Source organism: Ruegeria sp. O4 (assembly GCF_056535125.1).
Genome location: NZ_JBQERO010000001.1, coordinates 85,702 through 109,216, shown reverse-complemented (window position 1 = coordinate 109,216; position 23,515 = coordinate 85,702). Strand labels below are relative to the sequence as shown.

Annotated in this window: 20 protein-coding genes and 1 pseudogene; 15 read left to right on the top strand and 6 right to left on the bottom strand. The window is 57.2% G+C overall.

Translation table 11 applies throughout. The features are described 5' to 3' along the window. Positions 1–462 precede the first annotated feature (462 nt). The 3 genes from ACR0J7_RS00520 to ACR0J7_RS00510 all read left to right on the top strand — a co-directional run bounded on the left by ACR0J7_RS00520 (position 463) and on the right by ACR0J7_RS00510 (position 4,124). On the top strand, positions 463–1,899 hold the full coding sequence (locus tag ACR0J7_RS00520) for a DegQ family serine endoprotease (RefSeq protein WP_480772614.1): 1,437 nt from the start codon (positions 463–465) through the stop codon (positions 1,897–1,899). A 181-nt stretch (positions 1,900–2,080) separates the two neighbouring features. After that, positions 2,081–2,761: a response regulator transcription factor gene (locus tag ACR0J7_RS00515; RefSeq protein ID WP_267366336.1), complete on the top strand. Its 681-nt coding sequence runs from the start codon at positions 2,081–2,083 to the stop codon at positions 2,759–2,761. Continuing rightward, positions 2,754–4,124 carry a sensor histidine kinase gene (locus tag ACR0J7_RS00510; protein WP_480565059.1) on the top strand — a complete coding sequence of 457 codons (1,371 nt, stop codon included), beginning with the start codon at positions 2,754–2,756 and terminating at the stop codon, positions 4,122–4,124. The genes ACR0J7_RS00515 and ACR0J7_RS00510 overlap by 8 nt, the downstream gene beginning before the upstream one ends. Here the strand turns inward: ACR0J7_RS00510 and ACR0J7_RS00505 are convergent. The 3 genes and pseudogenes from ACR0J7_RS00505 to ACR0J7_RS00495 form a co-directional block, all read right to left on the bottom strand. Then, positions 4,121–4,588, bottom strand: a complete 468-nt coding sequence (locus ACR0J7_RS00505; RefSeq protein WP_480912983.1) for a CYTH domain-containing protein — start codon at positions 4,586–4,588, stop codon at positions 4,121–4,123. The two genes, ACR0J7_RS00510 and ACR0J7_RS00505, sit on opposite strands and share 4 nt — an antisense overlap. A gap of 241 nt (positions 4,589–4,829) precedes the next feature. Further along, positions 4,830–4,964, bottom strand: a pseudogene (locus ACR0J7_RS00500) (AAA family ATPase); the annotation flags it as partial. A 3-nt stretch (positions 4,965–4,967) separates the two neighbouring features. Beyond that, entirely contained in the window at positions 4,968–6,488 is a 1,521-nt protein-coding gene (locus tag ACR0J7_RS00495; protein ID WP_480912981.1) for a CHAD domain-containing protein, read from the bottom strand. A 213-nt stretch (positions 6,489–6,701) separates the two neighbouring features. Between ACR0J7_RS00495 and ACR0J7_RS00490 the strand changes: the two genes are divergently transcribed. Further along, complete coding sequence (locus ACR0J7_RS00490; protein ID WP_267364152.1) at positions 6,702–7,049, top strand: TfoX/Sxy family protein; 348 nt, start codon at positions 6,702–6,704, stop codon at positions 7,047–7,049. A 59-nt stretch (positions 7,050–7,108) separates the two neighbouring features. Here the strand turns inward: ACR0J7_RS00490 and ndk are convergent, their stop codons facing one another. Both ndk and ACR0J7_RS00480 read right to left on the bottom strand, forming a co-directional pair. Further along, positions 7,109–7,531 (bottom strand): nucleoside-diphosphate kinase, encoded by a 423-nt coding sequence (gene ndk, locus ACR0J7_RS00485; RefSeq protein WP_008757405.1) that lies wholly within the window; start codon positions 7,529–7,531, stop codon positions 7,109–7,111. A gap of 115 nt (positions 7,532–7,646) precedes the next feature. Beyond that, positions 7,647–8,849, bottom strand: coding sequence for a multidrug effflux MFS transporter (locus tag ACR0J7_RS00480; protein WP_480898420.1), 1,203 nt, complete (start codon positions 8,847–8,849; stop codon positions 7,647–7,649). A gap of 107 nt (positions 8,850–8,956) precedes the next feature. On the opposite strand from ACR0J7_RS00480, the gene ACR0J7_RS00475 reads away from it, so the two are divergent. The 11 genes from ACR0J7_RS00475 (at position 8,957) to ACR0J7_RS00425 (ending at position 22,749) form a co-directional block, all read left to right on the top strand. Next, a complete protein-coding gene (locus tag ACR0J7_RS00475; protein WP_480912979.1) occupies positions 8,957–10,807 on the top strand; it encodes an ABC-F family ATP-binding cassette domain-containing protein in 1,851 nt (616 codons plus the stop codon). Further along, positions 10,804–11,196 (top strand): ACT domain-containing protein, encoded by a 393-nt coding sequence (locus ACR0J7_RS00470; RefSeq protein WP_480565080.1) that lies wholly within the window; start codon positions 10,804–10,806, stop codon positions 11,194–11,196. Before ACR0J7_RS00475 ends, ACR0J7_RS00470 begins: the two co-directional genes overlap by 4 nt. Beyond that, complete coding sequence (locus ACR0J7_RS00465; protein WP_209504138.1) at positions 11,193–11,813, top strand: MarC family protein; 621 nt, start codon at positions 11,193–11,195, stop codon at positions 11,811–11,813. Before ACR0J7_RS00470 ends, ACR0J7_RS00465 begins: the two co-directional genes overlap by 4 nt. Positions 11,814–11,854: 41 nt before the next feature. Continuing rightward, complete coding sequence (locus ACR0J7_RS00460; RefSeq protein ID WP_480912977.1) at positions 11,855–12,436, top strand: retropepsin-like aspartic protease family protein; 582 nt, start codon at positions 11,855–11,857, stop codon at positions 12,434–12,436. 48 nt (positions 12,437–12,484) lie between these two features. Continuing rightward, the gene (locus ACR0J7_RS00455) at positions 12,485–13,105 is read left to right on the top strand and encodes an ImuA family protein (RefSeq protein ID WP_480565084.1); all 621 of its coding nucleotides are present in this window, start codon (positions 12,485–12,487) and stop codon (positions 13,103–13,105) included. 62 nt (positions 13,106–13,167) lie between these two features. Then, positions 13,168–14,382, top strand: coding sequence for an MFS transporter (locus ACR0J7_RS00450; RefSeq protein ID WP_480565088.1), 1,215 nt, complete (start codon positions 13,168–13,170; stop codon positions 14,380–14,382). Further along, positions 14,379–14,975: a YceI family protein gene (locus ACR0J7_RS00445; protein WP_480558583.1), complete on the top strand. Its 597-nt coding sequence runs from the start codon at positions 14,379–14,381 to the stop codon at positions 14,973–14,975. Before ACR0J7_RS00450 ends, ACR0J7_RS00445 begins: the two co-directional genes overlap by 4 nt. A gap of 80 nt (positions 14,976–15,055) precedes the next feature. After that, positions 15,056–16,276, top strand: a complete 1,221-nt coding sequence (locus ACR0J7_RS00440; RefSeq protein ID WP_480485858.1) for an MFS transporter — start codon at positions 15,056–15,058, stop codon at positions 16,274–16,276. 206 nt (positions 16,277–16,482) lie between these two features. Beyond that, positions 16,483–18,201, top strand: a complete 1,719-nt coding sequence (gene metG, locus ACR0J7_RS00435; protein ID WP_480565091.1) for a methionine--tRNA ligase — start codon at positions 16,483–16,485, stop codon at positions 18,199–18,201. 249 nt (positions 18,202–18,450) lie between these two features. Beyond that, positions 18,451–19,608: an efflux RND transporter periplasmic adaptor subunit gene (locus ACR0J7_RS00430; protein WP_480505461.1), complete on the top strand. Its 1,158-nt coding sequence runs from the start codon at positions 18,451–18,453 to the stop codon at positions 19,606–19,608. A gap of 3 nt (positions 19,609–19,611) precedes the next feature. Further along, a complete protein-coding gene (locus ACR0J7_RS00425; RefSeq protein ID WP_480869188.1) occupies positions 19,612–22,749 on the top strand; it encodes an efflux RND transporter permease subunit in 3,138 nt (1,045 codons plus the stop codon). Between the two features lie 42 nt (positions 22,750–22,791). On the opposite strand, the gene ACR0J7_RS00420 is transcribed toward ACR0J7_RS00425, so the two are convergent. Beyond that, positions 22,792–23,337: a DUF2087 domain-containing protein gene (locus ACR0J7_RS00420; RefSeq protein ID WP_480912975.1), complete on the bottom strand. Its 546-nt coding sequence runs from the start codon at positions 23,335–23,337 to the stop codon at positions 22,792–22,794. Positions 23,338–23,515 lie beyond the last annotated feature (178 nt).

Sequence of the window (23,515 nt, the reverse complement as noted above, 5' to 3'; positions counted from 1 at the left end):
CTCGATTTGGCTTTTAGGCAACATAGCCCAGGGCTTGCTCAACCTATAGGCGATCCAAGTCCGGTGCGCATATCAACGATTCGGGATTAAGCGCAAACTTATGCACCCATTCAGCTGCCTGTCAGCAAAGTTACAGCGTCAAGTCCGATGACTCCCGGACTCGCCCACAACCATTGGAAGAGCAGCATTTTTCCCCACTGTTCAGTGAAAGCATTGTCAACAAAACAATGAAAATTCAACTTTTTTGAAAGTTTGACGTCTGTTTTGGCAACAATCCTCCGATTCGCCTTCGACCTACCCGGTTAAATCAGCGAATCCTGATCAACGTCCTTCGCCACAAAACACCCGCTTTGTGGCAAAATTAAGATTTATTAATTGATCAGTCAGGAAACCCCAATCCTGCCAGTGCATCTCATGTCTCAACGCGCAACGGAAATTGCGTGATCAAACCAGGAGACAGAAATGAGCATCCGAAAATCTTCGCTTTTACTTCCCCGCACATCCAACTGGATGGGGGTCAGCGCATTGGGCGCAGCCATGCTGGCCACAACCGCTTTACCTTCGATGGCGGATGAGGCGCTTGCCGATCTTGTCGAATCCGTTTCCCCTTCGGTTGTAACCATCATTGCCGAACAAAAGGCCGCCTCAAGCCCCGCACAGGGGCAGAATTTTGATTTCGACGGTCATCCGTTTGGGGAATTCTTCAAGCGCTTTGGTGGGCCTGAAGGGTTCAACATGCCTCAACGCGGGCCGGCACAAGGGCTCGGGTCAGGGTTTGTACTGGATGAAGCCGGTTATATCGTCACCAATCACCATGTGGTGGACAATGCCGCGACTGTAACCGTTCGCCTAAGTGATGACCGGACATTTGAGGCCGAGGTGGTTGGCACCGACCCGCTGACAGACATCGCAGTGTTGAAGATTGATGCAGGCCCGGGCCTGCAAGCTGTCGAACTGGGTGACAGCGATGCAATCCGCGTAGGCGAAGATGTCGTAGCGATCGGCAACCCGTTTGGTTTGAGCTCGACGGTCACTACCGGCATTGTATCGGCGAAAGGTCGCAATATCTCGGACGGGCCTTATGCCGAGTTCATTCAAACGGACGCCGCCATCAACAAGGGCAACTCTGGTGGCCCGCTTTTCAACATGGCCGGCGAAGTGATTGGTGTAAACTCGGCCATATATTCCCCCAGTGGCGGATCTGTCGGGCTGGGATTTGCCGTAACCTCGAACATCGTTGAACATATTGCAGCCGATCTGCAGGATGATGGGCAGGTCAGCCGTGGTTGGCTGGGTGTTTCGATCCAGAATATCAGCCCGCAGCTTGCTGCGGCGCTGGGAATTGATGCCTCCTCGGGTGCACTGGTGGCAGATGTTGTCGCCGACAGCCCCGCAGACGGAGTTCTGGAACAAGGCGATGTTATCCTGTCCTTCAACGGCGAAGCCGTAGACTCCAGTGGTGACCTGCCCATTCTGGTGGGCACAACCAAGGTCGGCACCGCCAGTAATTTGACCATTCTGCGCGATGGCAAACAGGAAACGGTCACTTTGACCGTTGGCCAGCATCAGGTAGCGGCGGCCCAGTCCGACACCCCTGTCGAATCCGAGGCGGCAGGCACGTCGCTTGGTGTCACCGTGGCCCCCCTGACCGAAACGGTGCGGGCCGAGGCAGGTATCGCTAAAGCCGTCGAAGGTGTGGTCGTCACAGACCTGCAACCGGACAGCCCTGCGGCTCGGGCGGGTCTGCAACGTGGTGACGTGATCGTCAAACTGGGCAACCAAGACACGTTCACACCCGAAGCGCTGAAGGCGGCACTGGACAGCGAAAAGACGGACCCGGCACTGGTATTGATCAATCGGGCCGGCAGCCAGATCTTCGTTGCCGTCGAATTGGTCTGACCAACACTATGCGCGCGTCGCTTGATGGGGAGATCCGGCGCGCGCCTCACCCGGCGGACCTGAGTTGTCCGCTGTCCGTCGGGCTTGCCGGGTGCGTGCCCAGCACCCGGCAAGATATTCTGCATTCCATGGGCTTTGTTTGGATAATGTGTTTAAATCCCAAGGGAAAAGGAGCCAGATCATGAGCCGCCGTCTGTTGATCGTCGAAGATGACGCTGACACCAGGGATTTCATTGCCAAAGGGTTTGGCGAAGAAGGCTATGTTGTCGAAACGGCTGCTGATGGCCGCGAGGGATTGTACCACGCAACGGATGGCGGGTTTGACGCCATTGTGCTGGACAGGATGCTTCCCGGTCTGGACGGGCTGTCCCTGATCAAATCCCTGCGTGCAGCAGGGCTGAAAACACCGGTCTTGATGTTGACGGCCATGAGTGCAGTGGACGAGCGCGTCAAAGGATTGCGATCAGGCGCCGACGATTATCTGGTCAAGCCCTTCTCGTTTCAGGAACTTCATGCACGGATCGAAGCCCTGTTGCGACGTCCGCAGGAATCCGAGGAAACGCCGACTCTGACCTGCAAGGATCTTGAAATGGATCTTCTGACCCGCAAGGTTACGCGGGACGGCCATGAGATCACGCTGACGCCCCGTGAATTCCAGATCCTTGAATTCTTTCTGCGCCGCAAGAACCGTGTCGTGTCGCGTACCATGCTGCTTGAGGGCGTCTGGGATTATCATTTCGACCCGAACACCAACGTTGTGGATGTTCACATCTCAAAGCTGCGCCGCCAGTTGGATGAAGGCGGAGACACACCTTTGATTGAAACTGTTCGCGGAGCAGGTTACATGATGTCCGATGGATAACCTTCGGCTTTCCCTTAATAATTCACGAACAAGACTTGTCGCCACCAGCATGGTGCTAAGCACGTTCCTGACCGCGTCCGTGCTGGCACTGGTCTATGTGACGGCCAACAGAAGCATCGAATCCGAGACCCGATCAGTCGTGTCCGCCGAACTGACCGGGCTTGCAGATGAATATGAACGGCGCGGGCTGATCGGGCTGATCACAGCGATCGAACGCCGTCTTCCAAGCGCGCCCGACCGAGACGCGCTGTATCTTCTGGCGGATCGGCAAGGCGTCAAGCTTGTGGGTAACCTGAAAACATGGCCGGTCAATGTGACCGCCGGAAGCGGTTGGGTCGACCTTGAGCTGCGCAGGGCTGACAATGACCAACTGGTGCCTATCTCGGCGGCATCGATCCGCCTGCCCGGTGGCGAACGCCTTCTGGTGGGACGGGATGCGGCGGCCCGTCAACAATTCGACCGTGTATTGTTCCGATCTCTGGCACTGGCGCTAGGGATAGCATTTGTTCTGAGCGTGATCACCGGCTGGCTGTTCACACGCCTGGTGTTTTCACGCCTGTCGGACATTGCAAGCACAGCCGAAAACATCGTTTCCGGCGATCTTTCCAAAAGGATGCCCCTGCGCGGAACCGGGGACGAGTTCGATCAGGTCTCTGGAACGCTGAACAACATGCTCGACAGGATCGAAGAGCTGGTCAGTAATCTGCGCACCACCTCAAACTCTATCGCACATGATTTGCGCTCTCCTTTGTCCCGCCTTCGTCAACGGGTCGAATCCCTTTCCGAGCCCGGCAAAAGCGATCTGGACCGCGAAATCGACATTGCGCGGGCAACGGGAGAAATCGACCATGTTTTGCGGGTCTTGGGGCAGCTTACCGAAATTTCGCGGGCCGAGGCTGGTCTGGGTCGCGAGCAATTCGAAGACATTGACTTGCAGCAACTGGTTGGCGATGTCGTAGAGCTTTACGATCCGGTGGCCGCGGATCAGGACATCCGTCTTGAGGTTACGGGCTCTGCCCCAGCCATTCAGGGGCACCGGCCCCTCCTCTCGCAGGCTCTTTCCAATCTGCTGGAAAACGCTATGCGCTATGCACCGGCAGATACCGCAATCACGATCTCAATCGGTACCCAAGGCGGATTTGCCCAATTGCGGGTTCGGGACCGTGGTCCGGGTGTTCCGCCCGGAGAGTTGGATCGCCTTCAGCTTCCCTTCGTCACGCTTGATCCGGCGCGGACGGAACGCAACGCGGGATTGGGGCTCGCACTGGTTGCCGCGATTTCCCATATGCATGGCGGAACATTCGCAGCCCGAAACTGCGACCCGGGTCTGGAAACCACGATCAATCTGGCAATTCAGAGTTAATCCGGCAGTCCGTTTACCGCCAATATCGTGTTTTTATACCGTTTATCGCCTGTGACTTCCGCACCGAACCAATCCGGTGGGACATAGGCATTTGCGGCTTCACTGGTATGGAATTCAACTTCAACCAAACACAGGGGTTCCAGGCCGCCTGAGAAAACATCCAGCTCGAACTGGTGGCCGTCCGGCATTTGATCCGTGTAACGTACCTTCTCGACCCGGCGTCCTCGAGTTTCCGGCCAGAAGGTTTCAAACTGGTCCCGGGTTATCTCTGTCTCACGCTCAACACGTACAAGATCACCGCCTCCTTTTAAGGTCAGGAAAAACACATCGTTCTTTTGCCGCAGACGCAATTCGGTCGAGTCCTCCGGCGCGGTGAGGTACCCCTGACGCACCACTGCTTTTTCTGCACGGCTCAAGTCCGGTAAATTTGCCACCAGAAACTTGCGCTCTATTTCTGTGCTCATCGGAGCGCCCCCACTCTTTCTTCCAGCTTATCAAACAGCACCCGATATGCCGTACCAGCCGCGCCGCGATCTGCGTAAGTACTGGCAAAGGCCCGATGCTGCGCCATTGAAAAGAACGCCCGCAGCTTATCTGATGCATATTGTGTTTGTCGAAAATGCTAACCGGTTGACCAAATAACCGCTCGGTCAAGGTTGTGCGACTGACGGGAACAACGATCTCATCGGCGGCTCGAAAACAGACCCCAGACGCACCCCCAGAATCGCGATTGCACAGCAAAACCTGCCGACCGGTTTGCACACAGACATAGGCAAGGTTCACGGAAGTCTCGGTTTGTCCAACACCGCCCTTATTGCAGTAAAAGGCAATGATTTTCATTCCTTACTCCTTTTTGTGGTGAAACAGACTGCGGAACATGTGCCGGATTTCTTGCCCGTCAAACTGATGGAAACTTGCGACAACGCGCTTTCTTTCCGTCTTTTGGTGTTGATCAAGCACAGCGATTAGGCCGCCCACGGACAAACCGATCTGCGCGTCCACGCGGCCTTGCGTATCGGCGCGAGACGCAACAAAGGTCATCAACGCATCTTGCTGAACAGAATAGTCGTTGAACAAACCAAGACTATCCTGAAGTTTTTTCAATGGCTTAAGGATCATTTTCAAACCATTCCAATCGAATAATGGGGCAAACAATTCCATCAGATATCTTAGTTTTTTGCATTCGATACGAAGGTCATGCACCGTCCTGTCTGGTTTATCGTCGCTTATGCCGCGCGCCAGTTTGCACACCTTGCGATAGCGCTTCCAGATCAGCGCGCAGGCATAGTCATACGCACCGAGATGCGCGTTTGGCCCAAGGTCCAAGTGATCTGAACCTGCGAACATTGCGGTCAGGTCGGTCATGGACGTCGTGTAGTCGGCGCTGCGCAACCAGCGTGACAGGCGCAGTTGCTCTTGTGTACGATCCGTTTGAAACTGATCAAACATCTCGGACAGTCCTGAGTGAAGGTTCGGCGGGATAAGATTGAAATACTTGTCTTTTTCCAGAAGGTAGACATCCAAATCACGCAGAGGTCCAGTACGGGTCATGAGGTCGGAAAAGACCCGCTTCAGCTCGGCCGTCTGGGCTACGGACAACACACTCTTGAACAGGCTGATCACTGACCTGATCTTGCGCAACGATACCCGGTAATCGTGCAAAAACTCAGTGTCGATATCAGCGATCACGCCCTCTTCGTTTTGCCGCGCAACCCGCAGATATGTTTGAATGATTTTTGCAGCGACTTCGCAGGAAGGTTCTGCTTGACCAATCTTCAATTCAGGCTTGGCCTGATAGGGAACCATGTCTGGAACCAGGCTGGAATAGAGCGTTTCAATATCATGAACACCGCCCGTAATGCTGGCGATAGAGGAACAGACCGACTGATAAGCCTTCTTGTACCCGCGCAACTTCTGAATTCGTACAATAGTCGCCTGCCCTGATGGCGTCGACATGTACGTTAAAGTTCCCCTGACTTTTGTCTTTTGCAGATCATCTAGTACGGCAAAGGTCTGAACCTTGATCTCCCCAACACCGATCTGCGTCAGCGCCCGCAGTTCAGGAAAGTCGTTCAGCGCCTTCTGAACCGGCCCTTCTGGCAAGTCCCGCGCAAACCGCAGATACCCCGAGTATTGCTGAGACAAAGGGCCATGATCCTTCCGCAGCAGGTGCAACATCCCGCCAGTATGGATCAAAGCACGACCGGAGGCGCGCAATGACTGATCGTGACAATCGAGCAATGCGAAAGCTGCGACGGAACTATCGGGTGAAGCTTTTGGGGAAAACCCGGCAATGGCATGTGCCAGTGCCGTTTCGTCAAACTTCGCTGGGAAAATGAACTGATCGCCTGACGATCTGGTCATGATAGGCCTTTCCAGTTCAAACTCAGAAACCCCTTTACAGGTTTCTCAACGGTCATTTGCGCGCCCGCCCCTTTGTTTGGTGGGCTGCCCCAACGCCATTCTGGGTTTTCTTGTTCAGTCTCGGCGGAACCCGAAAGGACATCAAGGCATTATGACTGCGACCGAGTGTATTCACGGGGTGACAGGCCCCGGGCGCCGAAGTAAGACACCGCTATGAGCGAACCAGTATCTTCAATCCGAAACCTTGGCCCCGCCTTTGAACAGGCCTGCGCCCGTGCTGGTATTCATTCGGCCGAGGCGCTGCGTGAACTGGGGCCGGACGAAGCCTATGCTCGCCTGTTGCGCGCCGGCACCAGGGCGCATTTCATCGGATATTACGTTCTGGTGATGGGATTGCAGGGCCGGCCGTGGAACGACTGCAAGGGCGACGAGAAAAAAGCCCTGCGCGAAAGGTTCGACGCAATCAAAGCCGGTAACGCGGCTGCCCCCGAAAACCAGATGATTGCAGATCTGGACGCTATCGGAGTTCGTGTTGCACAAAAGGACCTAAAGCAGGTCTGAACGAACAAGGCCGCACCCAACCAAGGATGCGGCCCCAATCTGTCAGCAATGGCTGTGGCTTAGCCGACCAGCTCAATGCCCGAGAAGAAATATGCGATTTCAACCGCTGCGGTTTCCGGAGCGTCCGAACCGTGGACCGAGTTTTCACCGACCGATTCCGCGAACTCGGCGCGGATGGTGCCGGGTGCTGCGTCTGCAGGGTTGGTTGCGCCCATGACTTCACGGTTCTTTGCAATGGCGCCTTCGCCTTCCAGAACCTGAACAACAACCGGAGCCGACGACATGAATTCGCACAGTTCGTCATAGAACGGACGTTCGGCATGAACGTCATAGAACTTGCCAGCCTGAGCTTTGGTCATGTGAATGCGCTTTTGCGCCACAATGCGCAGGCCAGCTTCTTCGAACTTGGCGTTGATTTTGCCGGTCAGGTTGCGGCGGGTTGCATCGGGTTTGATGATCGAGAATGTGCGTTCCAGTGCCATGTCGGCCTCTCCTTATAATGTGACGCGGGACCCGCGCCGAAATCCATCGCGCGCCGGGTATCATGGTCTTTGGCCTATGAAAAGTGTAATGATGCCTTGCCCGTGGCTTTGCAGTTCAGATTGTGTCTGGCAAAGGGTCGACGCGGTCCAGTCGACGGACGTAAAGCACCGCCAGTAAGCCAGCAAAGCTACACGCCCACATCATGCCCAGTACCAGATACGGCCCATTTTCGGGGCTAACGAACGCGCCGGTCATTGAGGTCAGAACAGCGCCCAAAGCCACGATCATTGCCCCCGACAGCCCTGCCGCGCTTCCTGCCAGTCCGGGGCGTACTGACATGACGCCAGCCGCGGCATTGGCATTGGTCAAACCGTTGCCAAAGCCGACACAGATTGCCGAGCCGAAGAAGACCCAGACCGATCCCAGATCAGCGAGAAACAGCATCAATCCACAAAACGGCCCGGTCGAGGCCACGATCCGCCCTGACAAGATCATTGTCGTCAGGCGCGTCCGGGCCGCAATCTGACCGGTGACAAAATTGCCAACCATGAACCCGCCGGTGATGATGCCAATCCCCAGCCCCAGCATTGCAGGGCTCAGGTCGAACCACGCTGCAGCAACCAGCGGCGCACCGGTGATAAAGCTGTAGAACCCTCCAATCGAAAACGCTGCGCATAAGGCATAGCCCCAGAACCTGCGGGCACGGAACAGATGGGGATACTCGCGCAGTTGGGCACCAAATGTGGACGAGCGGTTGGTGTTGGTCTCGCCCATGTCGAACCAAAGCAGCACCAGCAACCCTGCCCCAAGCAACGAGTACAGGACAAACCCCGAGCGCCAACCGAAAAGCATATCCAGCGCCCCACCCAACATCGGCCCAAGCATCGGGGCCAAAGCCATGGCCATCGCGACGTAACCGAGTTTGCTTGCCGCCTCATTCGGTGCGTAACGGTCTCTGATCGACGCGCTGGACAGGACCGAGCCCGCGACAACAGCAGCCTGAAGCAGACGGAAGCCAAGAAAAACCCAGATCGATTCAGCCAATGTGCATCCGATCGACGCAAGGACAAATATTGATATACAAATCAAAAGGATAGGTCTGCGACCAAAGCGATCCGATAAAGGGCCCATAATCAGTTGCAATACTGCCGAAACCGCCAGATACCCCGCGACCGACAGGTTCATCAGACCGTAATCCACAGCGAAATCTTCACTCATATGTGCCAGCGACGGCAGGAACATGTTGAGCGTCAGTACAGACAGCGCCGTAGCAAAGATCAACGTGATCAGGGATGGAGGCGTCCGGGCCGCGCGCATGTGGAAACCCGTTTCAAAAAGCAAACGAGACAGCGCTAACACATTGCTTGACACTTGAAAATGCCAAGCCGCTGGCGGCGGCATCACACCTCTGCTAAGAGCGCTCCATGTTACGGATCGAAGACATCACCTATGCCGTTGAAGGCCGCCCATTGTTTGATGGCGCCAGCGCAACCATACCAGACGGTCACAAGGTTGGCCTTGTGGGCCGGAATGGCACGGGAAAGACCACGCTTTTTCGCCTGATCCGCGGGGAACTGGCGCTGGAATCGGGCAATATTTCGGTCCCCAAGCGCGCCCGCATTGGCGGGGTCGCGCAAGAGGTCCCCTCGTCCAACGTTTCGCTGATCGACACTGTTCTGGCCGCTGATACCGAACGCAGCGCCCTGATGGCCGAGGCTGGCAACGCAACAGATCCCACGCGAATTGCCGAAATCCAGACGCGGCTGGCCGATATCGACGCCTGGTCGGCCGAGGCCCGCGCGGCCTCGATCCTCAAGGGGTTGGGGTTTGACGACGCAGACCAGTTGCGCCCCTGCTCGGATTTCTCGGGCGGTTGGCGGATGCGAGTGGCCTTGGCGGCGGTTTTGTTCTCGCAGCCGGATTTGTTGCTGTTGGACGAACCGACCAACTATCTGGACCTCGAAGGCGCGCTGTGGCTGGAAAGCTATCTGGCGAAATATCCGCACACGGTCATAATCATCAGCCATGACCGGGGCTTGCTGAACCGCGCCGTAGGGTCGATCCTGCATCTGGAGGATCGCAAACTCACCTATTACGCCGTGCCTTATGACAAATTCGCCGAACGGCGGGCGGAACGTCTAGCGCAGGCGGAATCCGAGAATGCAAAGGCCAAGGCCCGCATCGCACACCTGCAAAGCTTTGTGGATCGCTTCCGCTACAAGGCGTCAAAAGCCGTACAGGCCCAATCGCGCCTGAAGATGATTGAACGCATCCAGTTGGTCTCAACCCCGCAAGAGGCCGCGCTGCGTGCGTTTTCCTTCCCCGAGCCCGAGGAACTGTCGCCACCGATCATCCAGATTGAAGGCGGTGTGACGGGTTATGGCGAAACCGAAGTACTGCGCCGCCTGAACCTGCGCATCGATCAGGATGACCGCATCGCGCTGCTGGGCAAGAACGGTCAGGGTAAATCGACCCTGTCCAAACTGCTGTCAGACCGCCTGCCCCTGATGGCAGGCAAGATGACCCGCAGCAACAAGCTGCGCATCGGGTATTTCGCTCAGCATCAGGTGGACGAGCTTTATGTGAACGAAACGCCACTGGACCACCTGCGCCGCCTGCGCCCGGACGAGGCGCCGGGCAAGTGGCGCTCGCGTTTGGCGGGGTTCGGCCTGAACGCAGCACAGGCGGAAACCGAGGTTGGCCGCCTGTCGGGTGGGCAAAAAGCACGCCTGTCGCTGCTGCTGGCCACCATCGACGCACCGCATATGCTGATCCTCGATGAACCGACGAACCATCTGGATATCGAAAGCCGTGAGGCGCTGGTCGAAGCACTGACCGCCTATTCCGGCGCTGTCGTGCTGGTCAGCCACGACATGCACCTTCTGTCGCTTGTTGCCGATCGGTTGTGGCTGGTCTCGGACGGTACGGTCAAATCTTATGACGGTGACCTTGAATCCTACCGGGCCCTTTTGCTGGCGCGTGACAAGCCGGTGAAAGAAAAGCCGCAAACAGAGAAGCCCAAACGTACCTCGCGCGATACCATGCTGGCACTGCGGGCGGACCTGCGCAAATGCGAGGACCGGGTCCAGAAACTGACAGAGATGCACGACAAGCTCGCGGCAAAACTGGCCGACCCGGCTTTATACGAGGACGACAAGATCAACGATCTGGAAACCTGGAACCGCAAATTCGCCGAGGTGGTCGAGGCCATGCAAAAAGCAGAAGCGCTTTGGATCGCCGCTGCCGAGCGACTGGAACAGGCAGAAACGGTATGAGCGATCCCGTTGTTGAAACCAAAGCGATGATCGCGGGAATGCACCCCGAAATTCAACCCGACGAATTCGCATTTGTGGTCTGGCCCGAAGATATGGACTGGCCCGACGGGACACGCGCCAGTTATGTCGAGGCCGAAGGTCTGTCTTTAATCGTTCCGTTCCATTGCGCACCAAAAGAGGCGGTTGCTATGCGTTGTATCACGCTTCAAGTGCACTCCTCGCTCGAAGGCGTGGGTCTGACCGCTGCGGTCTCAGGGGTGTTGGCACAGGCCGGAATTCCGGCGAACATGGTTGCGGGCTATCACCACGATCATGTTTATGTTCCCTCCGGACGGGCCGAAGACGCCCTAAAAATTTTGAAACATCTGCAACAGAGTAGCAAAGAGTGATTGACACCGCATTTCTGATCACTGCGTTCACAACGCTTTTCGTGGTTCTTGATCCACCGGCGCAAACGCCGATTTTTGTGGCCCTGACCCAGAACATGGATTGGCACACGCGCCGCTCTGTCGCGATACGCGCATGCCTGACGGCAGGCGGCATTCTGGCCATGTTCGCGGCCTTTGGCGAAGCGTTGCTGGGTTTTGTCGGCATCTCGATGGAGGCGTTTCGCGTTGCGGGAGGTGTTCTTCTGTTTCTGACCGCGCTCGACATGCTGTTTGAACGCCGGACCAAACGTCGTGAAAACAGTGCCGAAGAAGAAGAACATCCGGACCCGTCGGTGTTTCCGCTGGGCATCCCACTGATTGCAGGACCCGGTGCGATTGCCACCATGATCCTGCTGGCCGGTCAACATCCCGGCATTCAGGGTCTGGCGGTTGTCATCGGCGTTATGCTGGTCGTTCTGGCAATGGTTTTTGTGATGTATCTTTCATCAGGGGCCGTGGCACGGCTTTTGGGGAAAACCGGGCTGAACGTGTTGACCCGGCTTCTTGGGATGCTGCTGGCTGCATTGTCTGTTCAGTTTATTCTTGATGGCCTCAAGGCCTTTGGATTCGCATCTTAAGCCCCCATATTAACAAGGTTAAGGGGATTTCCGGGAACCGCATGGACAGTTTCGATATTGGACGCCTGATCTATCTGGCCCTGCTGGGGGCGGCGCTGCTGATGTGGTTTGTCACGCATAATCGGCAGTCGCTTGGCAAGACGTTGCAGCAGGTCATGGCATGGGTGTTCATTTTTGTCGGGGTCATTGCACTGGTCGGTCTGTGGGGGGATATTCGTTCCTCGGTCGCTCCCGCGCCGCAGATGAGTGTCACCGGTAACTCGGTTGAGGTTCCCCGCGCTTATGATGGCCATTATTACCTTCCGGTTCTGGTGAATGGTGAGCTGATCACCTTTCTTGTCGACACCGGTGCCAGCCAGATCGTGTTGAACGCGCGGGATGCCAAACGGGCAGGCATTGATCCCGATCAGCTGAACTATTTCGGCCGCGCCTTGACTGCAAACGGTGAGGTGCGTACCGCGCCGGTGCGGCTTGAGACCCTGACGATAGGACCCATTACGGATCAGAACGTTTCGGCCTGGGTCAACGAGGGTGAGCTGGATAAATCGCTTTTGGGGATGGAATATCTGCACCGTTTTTCAAGCATTCAGTTTGCGGATGGCAAGCTGATCCTGTCCCGTTGATGCTCCTCACCTCTTGAGAACAAAAGTGGAACATGATAGCTTGCGGGCATGTCTGCTCAGCTTCTTGGTCCCAAACCTGCACGTCAGATCCCGGGGATAAATCTCCATTCGCAGATCACCCTGCAACCGGGTCGCGTGCATGAATCTTGCGGCCCCGCCCGGCGCAGCTTTGCCATCTGGCTGGCTGGTCAGACACAGGGTCCCGTGCTGTGGATTTCCCCCGCGTGGGAGCCCGCCCAACTGAACCCCGACGGAATTATGGCTTTTGCTGATCCGGCGCGTTTTCTGTTCGTCCACCCCACCCGCGCCGAAGATCTGCTATGGTGTATTGAAGAGGCGCTGCGCAGCGGGGCCATCCCGCTGATCATAGGCGACCTGCCCGGCGCGCCGGGGCTGACGCCGGTGCGGCGGATGCATCTGGCCGCAGAACAAGGCGGTACGATGGGCCAAGCCCCGCTTGGCTTGCTGCTGACGCCCGGTGATGGCGGCGCACAAGGGGTTGAGACACGCTGGCACATGGCCGCCGCCCATCAGGGAGATACCAGACACTGGACCCTGACCCGCCGCCGCGCCCGCGCCCTGCCCCCGGTCAGCTGGCAGGCCACTCAGACTGCTGCCCGCACCGGTCTGCACCTGAAACGCATTGAAACAGAGGACATTCTGACGTGAAGCCGCAAGGATCACGCAAGATGTGACTCGCCAAACTCCGGATCGCACCCTAGCGTCGCCGCATGAGCCATCCGATCCATGACAGCCGCTATTCCTGGATTCGCCTTCTGATCACGCTCGCCATCGCAACTGTGGCGAATGTAGGGATGTGGGCGGTCATCGTGGTCATGCCTACTGTCGAAGCAGAATTCGGCGCCAGTCGCGCCGAAGCCTCGATGCCATATACGCTTACGATGATCGGATTTGCGCTGGGCAATATGTGGCTAGGACAACTGGTGGACCGGCTGGGCGTGACACGCGCCCTGATCGGCGCCGCTGTATTAAGCGCCTTCAGCTATCTATTGGCAACGCTGGCCCCGAATATAACACTACTATCTGCGGCGCATCTGCTGGTCGGGCTGGGAACATCGATCGGGTTTGGCCCCTTGATCGCCGATATCTCGCACTGGTTCATGAAGCGGCGTGGGTTCGCCGTCGCATTGGTGGCCAGCGGAAACTATATCTCTGGCGCAATCTGGCCCACCCTGCTGTCCGGCATTCTGTTACGGGATGGCTGGCAACAGGTCTACCTGACATTGGCGCTATTGACGCTGCTGATTGTCATCCCCCTGTCCTTGCTGTTGCGTCGTCAGGTCCCGGTCGAAGCACACAGCACAGCCGCGGCCACAGCCCAGATCAACGCGCGCACTGTCGGCGTTTCACCACGCGTGTTACAGTACATCCTTGGCCTGGCTGGTATTGGATGCTGCGTAGCGATGTCCATGCCACAGGTCCATATCGTGTCGTATTGCGTCGGGCTGGGATACGGCCCCGCAGTGGGGGCCGAAATGCTATCGCTGATGCTGCTAGGTGGCGTCGCCAGCCGTATTCTCTCGGGCCTGTTGGCCGACCGTCTGGGCGGCGTCATGACGCTCTTGATCGGCTCAGTCTTGCAGTGCATCGCCCTGTTCCTGTTCCTGCCATATGACGGGATGGTCTCACTTTATGTGATCAGCTTGCTGTTCGGTCTGGCGCAGGGTGGCATCGTGCCCAGCTACGCTTTGGTTGTCCGTGAATACATGCCGCCGCAGGACGCCGGGGCGCGGGTCGGATTCGTCTTGATGATGACCATCCTTGGCATGGCGCTTGGCGGCTGGATGTCAGGCTGGATTTACGATGTCACCGGAAGTTACCACCTGGCCTTCGTCAACGGAATTCTTTGGAACGGTTTGAACATTGCCATCGTTCTGATGTTGATCAAAAGATCCCGCCCCAGACGGGACACGGTCATGGCGTGACACACCTGACCCGCCGCTTGGTGCTTGCAGGGATGGTGGCTCTGCCTTTGGCCCGTACGGTGCAAGCCGCGTTGCAGCCATACATTTTGTCAACGAAAGCCACCGTGGTTGGTTTTACCTTTGATCTGTCAGGTATCCCTCAGACCGGATCAATGCCGATCCGGCAGGCGGACGTACAGATTGACATGCACCGCCTGCAAAACAGCCGGGTCACGGTGGTGCTGGATGTCAACAAGGCCAGAACACGCTTGCCCTTTGCCCGCATGCCGATGCTCGGCCCCGGTGTTTTGGGCGCCGAAACCTACCCGACAATTCAATTCGTATCGACTGACATTCAATTGGGGGCCGATGGGCGCATATCGAATGGTGCTCGTGTCACGGGGGAACTGAGTATCCGAGATGTGACGCACCCCATAACTTTGGATGCCAACCTATACCGCCAGCCCGGAACAGCCGCGAACGACCTCAACCGCCTGTCCATAGGTTTGACCGGGACATTGAACCGGCACGATTTCGGTGCCTCGGGTTATCCCGATCTGGTAGGACAAAACGTCGGACTGGACATACGTGCCGAGATCATTCGTGCAACCTAATCGACAAAAAGCAAAAAACGACTGGATAAAGTCGAATAGTTGCGCGCATTGTCCGGTGACGCCGCCTATCTGAGAAAACCATGCGCACGATCATTTCATTTGCCGCCCTGTTTCTTTCGGTCATTCTGCTTCAGCTTTCAACGGGCGGCGTCGGGCCACTTGATGCCATTTCCGGGATCACCTTAAGCTTTTCGACCGAACAGATCGGTATGCTGGGTTCAGCGCATTTCCTTGGCTTTTTCATAGGTTGCTGGTGGGCGCCGCGACTGATGGGCAGTGTCGGGCATTCCCGCGCATTTGCCGTATGCACAGCGCTGGGCGCGATGGGGTTGATCGGGCACACCCTGACAGACAATCCTTATGTATGGGCGGCGTTGCGCATCGCCTCGGGCACATGTGTGGCAGGTAGTTACACTGTCATCGAAGCGTGGCTGAATGCAAAAGTGACCAATGAGACACGTGGACGAGCCATGGGCACCTATCGCATCGTCGATATGGGTGCCTCGCTGAGTGCTCAGTTGATCATCGCCGTCCTGCCACCCGCCTCGTATGTTTCCTATAACCTCTTGGCGATCCTTTGCTGCGCCTCATTGCTGCCGCTGACACTGACACGCGCAAGTCAGCCGAAGACGCCCGACGCCCCCCGCCTGCGCCCGAAACTGGCATGGCACAGTTCGCCGTTGGCCGTCGCGGGCGTCATTGTTTCGGCACTCAGTTCAGCATCTTTCCGAATGGTCGGGCCCGTCTACGGTCAGGAAGTCGGGTTGGGAGTGGATCAAATCGCCTTCTTCCTCGCCTCTTTCGTTCTGGGCGGGGCGCTGGCGCAGTATCCGATGGGATGGCTCGCGGACAAATACGACCGGCGCTGGGTCTTGATCTGGCTTTCGGTCGCGGCGGTACTAAGCTGCGGGGTCACAATGGCGGCAAGCGACACGGGAACCGTCGGTGTCATGCTTGCAGCGGCGCTTTTTGGGTTCACGACATTCCCAATCTTTTCGGTGTCATCCGCACATGCCAACGATTTTGCGACAACCGAACAAAGGGTCGAGTTGTCTGCCGCCTTGATGTTCTGGTACGCGCTGGGGGCTATTGCGTCACCCTATATCACGTCAACACTGATCCAGGATTTCGGCCCCAGCGCGCTGTTTGCATTTGTTGCGGTCGGCCACGTATTCCTGATCGGTTTCGGCCTGGCCCGGATGCGGTCGCGTCCAACACCCGCGGAGAGAACCAATTACGTCTACGCACCGCGTACATCCTTTACGGTCGGAAGGTTGCTGAAACGCGCCCGCGAGGAATGAATAGCGGACCCGCAGCCCTGCATTGCGCAGAGTCTGCGTATTGGCTGACCACAATCTGACCGTATTACAACGGCCATCGGCGGCTTGGTCGCCCTATCAGGCGCGCGTTACAAATCAGAGTTATTCCAGTCACCTACGAAACCGGGCTTTTGCTGAGCGGTGACTTAGGTTAGACGAACGCGCAGTTAGATATGCGGAAACGGAATATGGCTCGGATTCTCATCACCTCGGCGATCCCTTACATCAATGGGATCAAGCATCTCGGCAATCTGATCGGCTCGCAACTGCCTGCCGACTTGTATGCACGCTACCAGCGTGGCCGGGGGAACGAGGTCATGTTCCTGTGCGCCACCGACGAACACGGCACGCCAGCCGAATTGGCCGCTGCCAAAGCTGGAAAGCCGGTGGCCGAGTATTGCGCGGACATGTACGAAATTCAGGCTGACATCGCCAAGCGTTTTGGGATGAGCTTTGATCACTTTGGCCGCTCATCCAGCGAGCAGAATAAAAAGCTGACCCAACATTTTGCCGGAAAGCTGGATGAGGCCGGGTTGATCCGCGAGGTCACGGAAAAGCAAATCTATTCCAACGCAGATGGTCGCTTTCTTCCGGACCGCTATATCGAGGGCACCTGCCCCAATTGCGGATACGAGAACGCACGTGGCGACCAGTGTGAAAACTGCACCAAGCAGTTGGATCCAACCGACCTGATTGAACCGCGCTCGGCCATTTCGGGCTCGACGGATCTGGAAGTACGCGAGACCAAGCACCTCTATCTGCGCCAATCGGCAATGAAGGATCAGCTGGATGCCTGGATTGACAGCAAAACCGACTGGCCGATCCTGACCACATCCATTGCCAAGAAATGGCTGCATGATGGCGACGGGTTGCAAGACCGGGGGATCACCCGCGATCTGGACTGGGGCGTTCCGGTCAAGAAAGGCGATCAGGACTGGCCCGGTATGGAAGGCAAGGTCTTCTATGTCTGGTTCGACGCGCCGATTGAATACATCGCCTGTGCCAAGGAATGGGCGGATTCCACGGGGAAACCCGATTCTGAGTGGGAACGCTGGTGGCGCACCGATAAGGGCGCGGACGATGTGCGCTATGTCCAGTTCATGGGTAAGGACAACGTGCCGTTTCACACACTTTCTTTCCCCGCCACTATTCTGGGATCGGGCGAGCCGTGGAAAATGGTCGACCACCTGAAATCCTTCAACTACCTGAATTACGACGGCGGCCAGTTCTCGACCTCGCAGGGGCGTGGCGTTTTTATGGATCAGGCTCTCGAGATTCTGCCAGCTGACTACTGGCGGTGGTGGCTGCTGAGCCATGCGCCAGAAAGCAGCGACAGCGAGTTCACGTGGGAGAACTTCCAACAATCCGTGAACAAGGATCTGGCCGATGTTCTAGGCAACTTCGTCAGCCGCATCACCAAGTTCTGCCGCTCGAAATTCGGTGAGGTGGTGCCCGAAGGCGGTGACTTTGGCGAGCGTGAGAACGCTCTGATCGATGAACTCACCAAACGCGTCCGCGCTTACGAGGCGCATATGGAAGCAATGGACGTCCGCAAGTCGGCTCAGGAACTGCGGGCCATCTGGGTGGCTGGCAATGAATACCTGCAAGCTGCGGCGCCGTGGTCAACCTTCAAAGAAGACCCCGAAGGGGCCGCTGCGCAGGTGCGTCTGGGCCTGAACCTGATCCGGTTCTATGCGGTGCTCAGCGCGCCGTTCATCCCTGATACCTCGGCCAAGATGCTAAGCGCCATGAACACGCTTGATACCAGCTGGCCGGAAGACGTAGCCGCAGCGTTGAACGCGCTACCCGCGGGTCACGACCTTACCGTGCCAGACGTTCTGTTCGCCAAGATCACAGACGAACAGCGCGAAGAATGGCAGGCAAAATTCGCTGGTAAACGCGGCTGACCACCCTGATATTCGGATACTCAAACGGGGGCCGTTGGCCCCTGTTTTCGTTCGGCACCTCGGAACGGGCCGACACCTAAACCAGCTTACTTGCTCAAATTTTTGGCGTCATCGCGAACCACCTCGGGATTCATCGCGCTTGAGAAATCGTGGTAAACAAGCCATCCTGCAAACAAGTTTTGTCGACTCGCGCGATTGTGACCGCCGGGATGGACACCAATTGTTTCTGAAATGCACGAGGCTTTCGCCATGTCCCAAGTTTTCCCTTTTCCAACTCAGGCCCGCAATCCAATTGCCACCGCATTATTGCTGATATCCCTGGGACTGGCCCAACCTGCAACTGCACAGGACGAAGGAGCGGCACCGAAAGTTACGATTGCGGCCGCCTACACCGAAGAAATCACCGACGAGGCTTCCTTCATAGGGCGCGCTCAGGCGATCAATAAGGTCGACATCGTCGCCCGCGTGAACGGTTTTCTCAACAGCCGAAATGTCGAGGATGGGGCTACGGTCAAGGAAGGAGACCTGTTGTTCACCATCGAACCGGACCTTTACGAGGCGACATTGGAGGCCCGAAAAGCTGATCTGAACCGAGCCGAGGCAAATCTTGAGTTGGCCAAGGTGGACCTGGCGCGTAAGGAAGAGCTTTACAAGCGCGACGCGACACCTGAATCCGAACGCGACATCGCTCGGGCAAACGAACTGGTCGCCGAGGCTCAGGTCAAGGCCGCAAATGCAGCGATCCAGCAGGCCGAACTGGACCTCAGCTATACACAGATCCACGCGCCTTTTGATGGACGTATAGGCAGCATCACCACCAGTGTCGGTGATGTGGTCGGCCCGACTAACCCGCCGCTGGTGAACATTGTTAGCGAGACGCCAATCTATGTGAATTTCTCGCTCAACGAAAAACTCTTTACTTCGGTTCTTCAGACCGTTGGCGCAAATTCCGCTTCTCTTGCGGACAGCCCGCAAAGCCCCAACGTGCATATCACGCTGCCAAATGGAACCAAGCTGGATGAAACGGGCAGGATCGTATTTGTCGACAATCGTATCGACCCGTTGACCGGCGCGATCACAATGCGCGCCCAGTTCGAAAATGCCGACCGTTTGATCCTGGACGGTGCATTCGTGAATGTGCAGATCGAAGCGTTGCAACCGACCTTGCAAGTTCTGGTGCCGCAAGCTGCGCTGCAACGCGATCAGCGTGGTGATTTTGTTCTGGTTGTAAACGACAAGCAGATGGTGGAGCAGCGATATATCACCACAGGCAACACGGAAGGTACCGCCATCATCGTTACCGAAGGCTTGCGTGAGGGTGAAAGCGTGATTGTCGAGGGCCTGCAACGGGTCCGTCCCGGTGTGGCTGTTGACGCGGTCGTCGCCTCTGAACAGCCGGGAGAATAATCGATGTTCTCAGCCCTGTTCATCAGCCGGCCAAAGCTGGCGTTTGTCATCTCGCTGGTGCTGACCATCATGGGTGGCATCGGCTATCTGGTGCTGCCGGTCGCGCAGTTCCCGGACATTACCCCGCCCGTGGTCAACGTCTCCACCAAATACACCGGCGCAAATGCGGAAACAGTGGAGAACACTGTGGCCGCACCGATCGAGGCGCAGGTCAACGGTGTGGACGACATGATCTACATGACATCCAGATCGTCTGACAACGGCTCGTATTCGTTGGACGTAACCTTCGAAGTTGGCACCGACCCCGATATCGCCTCGGTCAACGTGCAGAACCGGGTGGCGCAGGCAATGTCTTCGTTGCCCGCCGAAGTGACATCTTCGGGCGTTGTCACACAAAAATCGTCGACCAATATGCTGATGCTGGTCACGCTGACCTCGCCCAATGGCACCTATGACAGCGTGTTTCTTTCCAACTATGCCTCGATCAACCTGCGCGATGCGCTGGCGCGTGTGCAAGGCGTGGGTAAGGCTGATGTTCTGACCAACCTTGAATACGCCATGCGGGTCTGGATGGACCCTGACAAGATGGCAGCCCTGTCCATCACACCAGGTGATGTGATCAACGCGATCCGCGAACAGAATATCGAAGTGTCTGCAGGCTCGATCGGTGCACCGCCTGTGCCCGAAGGGCAGACCTTTCAATACACGATCAAATCCAAAGGTCGACTGACGTCAGCCGAAGAATTTGGCGACATCGTGATCCGTACCGGAGATGCCGGCGCAATTGTCCGCGTAAGAGACATCGCCCGGGTTGAGCTTGGTGCACAGTTCTACTCGGCGTCCGGTTATTTTCAGTCTGTACCCGCCACCGTGATCGGCATCTATCAAGCCCCCGGCGCAAACGCCCTCGCCGTTTCAGAGCGCGTGCAGGCGGAACTGGAGCGGCTGTCCCGCGCATTCCCGTCGGATGTCGAATATGATGTCCCCTTCAACACGACCGACTTTGTCGAAGCCTCGTTGAATGACGTTGTTTCCACACTGATCCTGACCTTCACACTTGTGATCTCGGTCGTTTTTGTGTTCCTCGGCAGTTGGCGTGCCACGATCATTCCGGCGGTTGCCATCCCGGTCTCACTGATTGGCACGTTTGCTTTCTTGCTGGCCTTCGGCATGTCTTTGAACACGATCTCGCTGTTCGCACTGGTTTTGGCCATCGGCATCGTGGTTGATGACGCCATTGTCGTGGTCGAAAACGTCGAGCGCATCATCGCTGATGAGGGGCTGCCCCCAGCCGAAGCCACCCGTAAGGCTATGGGGCAGATCACCGGCCCCGTCATCGCGACCACACTGGTTCTGTTGGCGGTGTTCGTACCGGTGACCTTCATGCCGGGTATCTCCGGGCGGTTGTACTCTCAGTTCGCTGTCACGATCTCGACCGCTGTTGTGATCTCGTCCATCAACGCGCTGACACTGTCACCTGCCCTGTGCGGGCTGGTCCTTAAGGCCCGCTCAGGGCCGCCCAAAGGGCTACTTGCGCTGTTCGAAAACTTCATTGGTGGCGTTCGCAACGGCTATGTCGCTATTGTGCGCAAACTGCTTGTCTTTCCAGCTATCGCGCTGGCCATCGTGGTTGGTCTCGGCATGGGAACAGGGGCAATCATGTCGAACACCTCAGCCGGGTTTATCCCGCTGGAAGACAATGGTTATCTCTTTGTTGACGTGCAACTGCCTGACGCCGCGACGCTGGAACGGACCGAGGCCGTGACAAAGCGCCTCGATGACCAGATACGCGAGATCCCGGGTGTGTCCAGCACCGTTCTGATCAATGGCTTTTCATTGCTGAACGGCACAATCACCAACGGCGCTGCGATCTTCGTGAACCTCGACAACTGGGCCGAACGGCAGGAGGAGGACCTGAGCGCCAAGGCCATTCTGGCCAAGGTGCTGGCCATCGCGAATAACGAAACCGCAGCCTCGACCGTTGCCTTCAACCCGCCACCAATTCAGGGTCTTGGCATGTCTGCCGGGGTTGAGATGGAGGTGCAGCAAACCGGAGGCGGCTCGCCGCAGGATCTGGCTTCGGCTGTGGGGTCGTTTGTCTATTCGGCCAACCAGCGCCCCGAGATCGGGCAGGCCTATACGACATTCCGCGCCAACGTTCCGCAGCTGTTCGTGGATCTGGACCGCGAGAAAGCCAAAACACTGGACGTCTCGGTGGCTGAGATTTTCCAGACCATGCAGGCCCAGCTGGGGTCGTATTATGTCAACGACTTCAACCTGTTTGGTCGCGTCTATCGCGTAATGATCCAGGCGGAAGGCAGCTATCGCGACAATGTCGATGACATTGCCAGCCTCTATGTGCGCTCTCAGAAGGGCGACATGGTGCCACTGGGCACCCTGATCGACGTAGAAAACGTGTTGGGGCCGGTTCTGCTGAAACGGCATAACCTGTTCCGGTCGGCAACGGTTACGGCGGTGCCTGCACCGGGCCTTTCCAGCGGCGATGCGATCACCGCGATGACAGAGGTCTCTGCTTCAGCCCTGCCGCCGGGATACTCGTTCGAATGGACGGGGACGGCACAACAACAGTTGGCGTCAGGCAGCCTGGTGATCATTATTCTGGGGCTGGCCATCCTATTCGGTTACCTGTTCCTTGTGGGACAGTATGAAAGCTGGACTATGCCGGTCTCGATCCTGCTGTCAGTGGTCGTGGCCCTGTTCGGGGCGGTGGCCGCGGTTGCCATCGTTGGCAGTGATATTAACCTTTATACACAGATCGGTATGATCATGCTGGTGGGTCTGGCTTCGAAGAACGGCATTCTGATCGTCGAGTTTGCAATGGAACAGCGCGCCAAGGGTCTTTCGATCAAGGAAGCTGCCGTCGAGGCCGCTCATCAGCGGTTCCGCGCTGTTATGATGACTGCCCTGTCTTTCCTGCTGGGCGTCGTACCGCTGCTGGCCGCCAATGGTGCAGGTGCGGCCAGCCAGAAAGCCATCGGTGTCGCCGTGTTCGGTGGCATGTTGGCCGCGACGCTGGTTGGCGTGATCGTGGTGCCTGTCCTCTACGCCCTGATGCAAAGCATGCGTGAGTGGCTGAAAGGCAGCAAAAACGATCCCGGCCCTTCAGAAGAAGCGGCCTGATCCAATCAAAGCCCCGCCCTTCGGCGGGGCTTTTTTCTGGCGTCAGTCTGGTCTTCCCCGCCGACGTTCAGAGAGTTCGCGGATCACCACCTTTGCTTCTGGTGTCGGTGCCTGCTCGACCCGGCGATAATCCGATCCATCCCGGTTCCGTGTCAGCAGCCCACAGGAAATCATGGTCCGGCGCAGGGTTGCAGGGTCATCAAAACAATGTTCGGCATTGAGGCACGCGTTGACCTCACCCTCTTGCAGCACCGCGGCTGCCGGTACCGCAGACCAGAGCCCCCACAAAGACAAAGTCTGCACCGATCGTTTTGACGGCCATTGCCGAAGTCTGCCTTGTGCGTCGAACAGGTGCAATGTGCGCTCAACCGTGCGCATGTCAGCAGCCGGTTGTTTCGGGCGAGCCTCGATCCGCCTGGCAGCGGCACTGGTGGCGCGCATATGTTGCACGTTCTGAAACCCGGCGGCACGAGCGACCATATTCATCAGGGTCAGGTGCGACGGGCTGGAGTCGCCAAGTTGTTGGGACAGGATACGCACGAATCCGGTCAGATCATCGGCGTGCAAGTGTACAGGAGTTTTGCTCATCACAAATCCATATCGGGCGTTTTGCGCGATCGTTGGTCGCTGACTTGACGAAACAACGCCCTGATGGTTGCGATAGTTTCACATACACTGGCAGGTTTAGCACTCTGGGTAAGAGCAGCGACGCCTCGGTGTCTGCCGACCGTATCCAACGGCTAGCACAACACTCATCACCCGCCAA

Bases quoted from the DNA above. Each gene is read 5' to 3' on its own strand.
- ACR0J7_RS00520 (WP_480772614.1), top strand. From the start codon at position 463: ATGAGCATCCGAAAATCTTCGCTTTTACTTCCCCGCACATCCAACTGG.
- ACR0J7_RS00515 (WP_267366336.1), top strand. From the start codon at position 2,081: ATGAGCCGCCGTCTGTTGATCGTCGAAGATGACGCTGACACCAGGGAT.
- ACR0J7_RS00510 (WP_480565059.1), top strand. From the start codon at position 2,754: ATGGATAACCTTCGGCTTTCCCTTAATAATTCACGAACAAGACTTGTC.
- ACR0J7_RS00505 (WP_480912983.1), bottom strand. From the start codon at position 4,588: ATGAGCACAGAAATAGAGCGCAAGTTTCTGGTGGCAAATTTACCGGAC.
- ACR0J7_RS00495 (WP_480912981.1), bottom strand. From the start codon at position 6,488: ATGACCAGATCGTCAGGCGATCAGTTCATTTTCCCAGCGAAGTTTGAC.
- ACR0J7_RS00490 (WP_267364152.1), top strand. From the start codon at position 6,702: ATGAGCGAACCAGTATCTTCAATCCGAAACCTTGGCCCCGCCTTTGAA.
- ndk (WP_008757405.1), bottom strand. From the start codon at position 7,531: ATGGCACTGGAACGCACATTCTCGATCATCAAACCCGATGCAACCCGC.
- ACR0J7_RS00480 (WP_480898420.1), bottom strand. From the start codon at position 8,849: ATGCGCGCGGCCCGGACGCCTCCATCCCTGATCACGTTGATCTTTGCT.
- ACR0J7_RS00475 (WP_480912979.1), top strand. From the start codon at position 8,957: ATGTTACGGATCGAAGACATCACCTATGCCGTTGAAGGCCGCCCATTG.
- ACR0J7_RS00470 (WP_480565080.1), top strand. From the start codon at position 10,804: ATGAGCGATCCCGTTGTTGAAACCAAAGCGATGATCGCGGGAATGCAC.
- ACR0J7_RS00460 (WP_480912977.1), top strand. From the start codon at position 11,855: ATGGACAGTTTCGATATTGGACGCCTGATCTATCTGGCCCTGCTGGGG.
- ACR0J7_RS00455 (WP_480565084.1), top strand. From the start codon at position 12,485: ATGTCTGCTCAGCTTCTTGGTCCCAAACCTGCACGTCAGATCCCGGGG.
- ACR0J7_RS00450 (WP_480565088.1), top strand. From the start codon at position 13,168: ATGAGCCATCCGATCCATGACAGCCGCTATTCCTGGATTCGCCTTCTG.
- ACR0J7_RS00440 (WP_480485858.1), top strand. From the start codon at position 15,056: ATGCGCACGATCATTTCATTTGCCGCCCTGTTTCTTTCGGTCATTCTG.
- metG (WP_480565091.1), top strand. From the start codon at position 16,483: ATGGCTCGGATTCTCATCACCTCGGCGATCCCTTACATCAATGGGATC.
- ACR0J7_RS00430 (WP_480505461.1), top strand. From the start codon at position 18,451: ATGTCCCAAGTTTTCCCTTTTCCAACTCAGGCCCGCAATCCAATTGCC.
- ACR0J7_RS00425 (WP_480869188.1), top strand. From the start codon at position 19,612: ATGTTCTCAGCCCTGTTCATCAGCCGGCCAAAGCTGGCGTTTGTCATC.
- ACR0J7_RS00420 (WP_480912975.1), bottom strand. From the start codon at position 23,337: ATGAGCAAAACTCCTGTACACTTGCACGCCGATGATCTGACCGGATTC.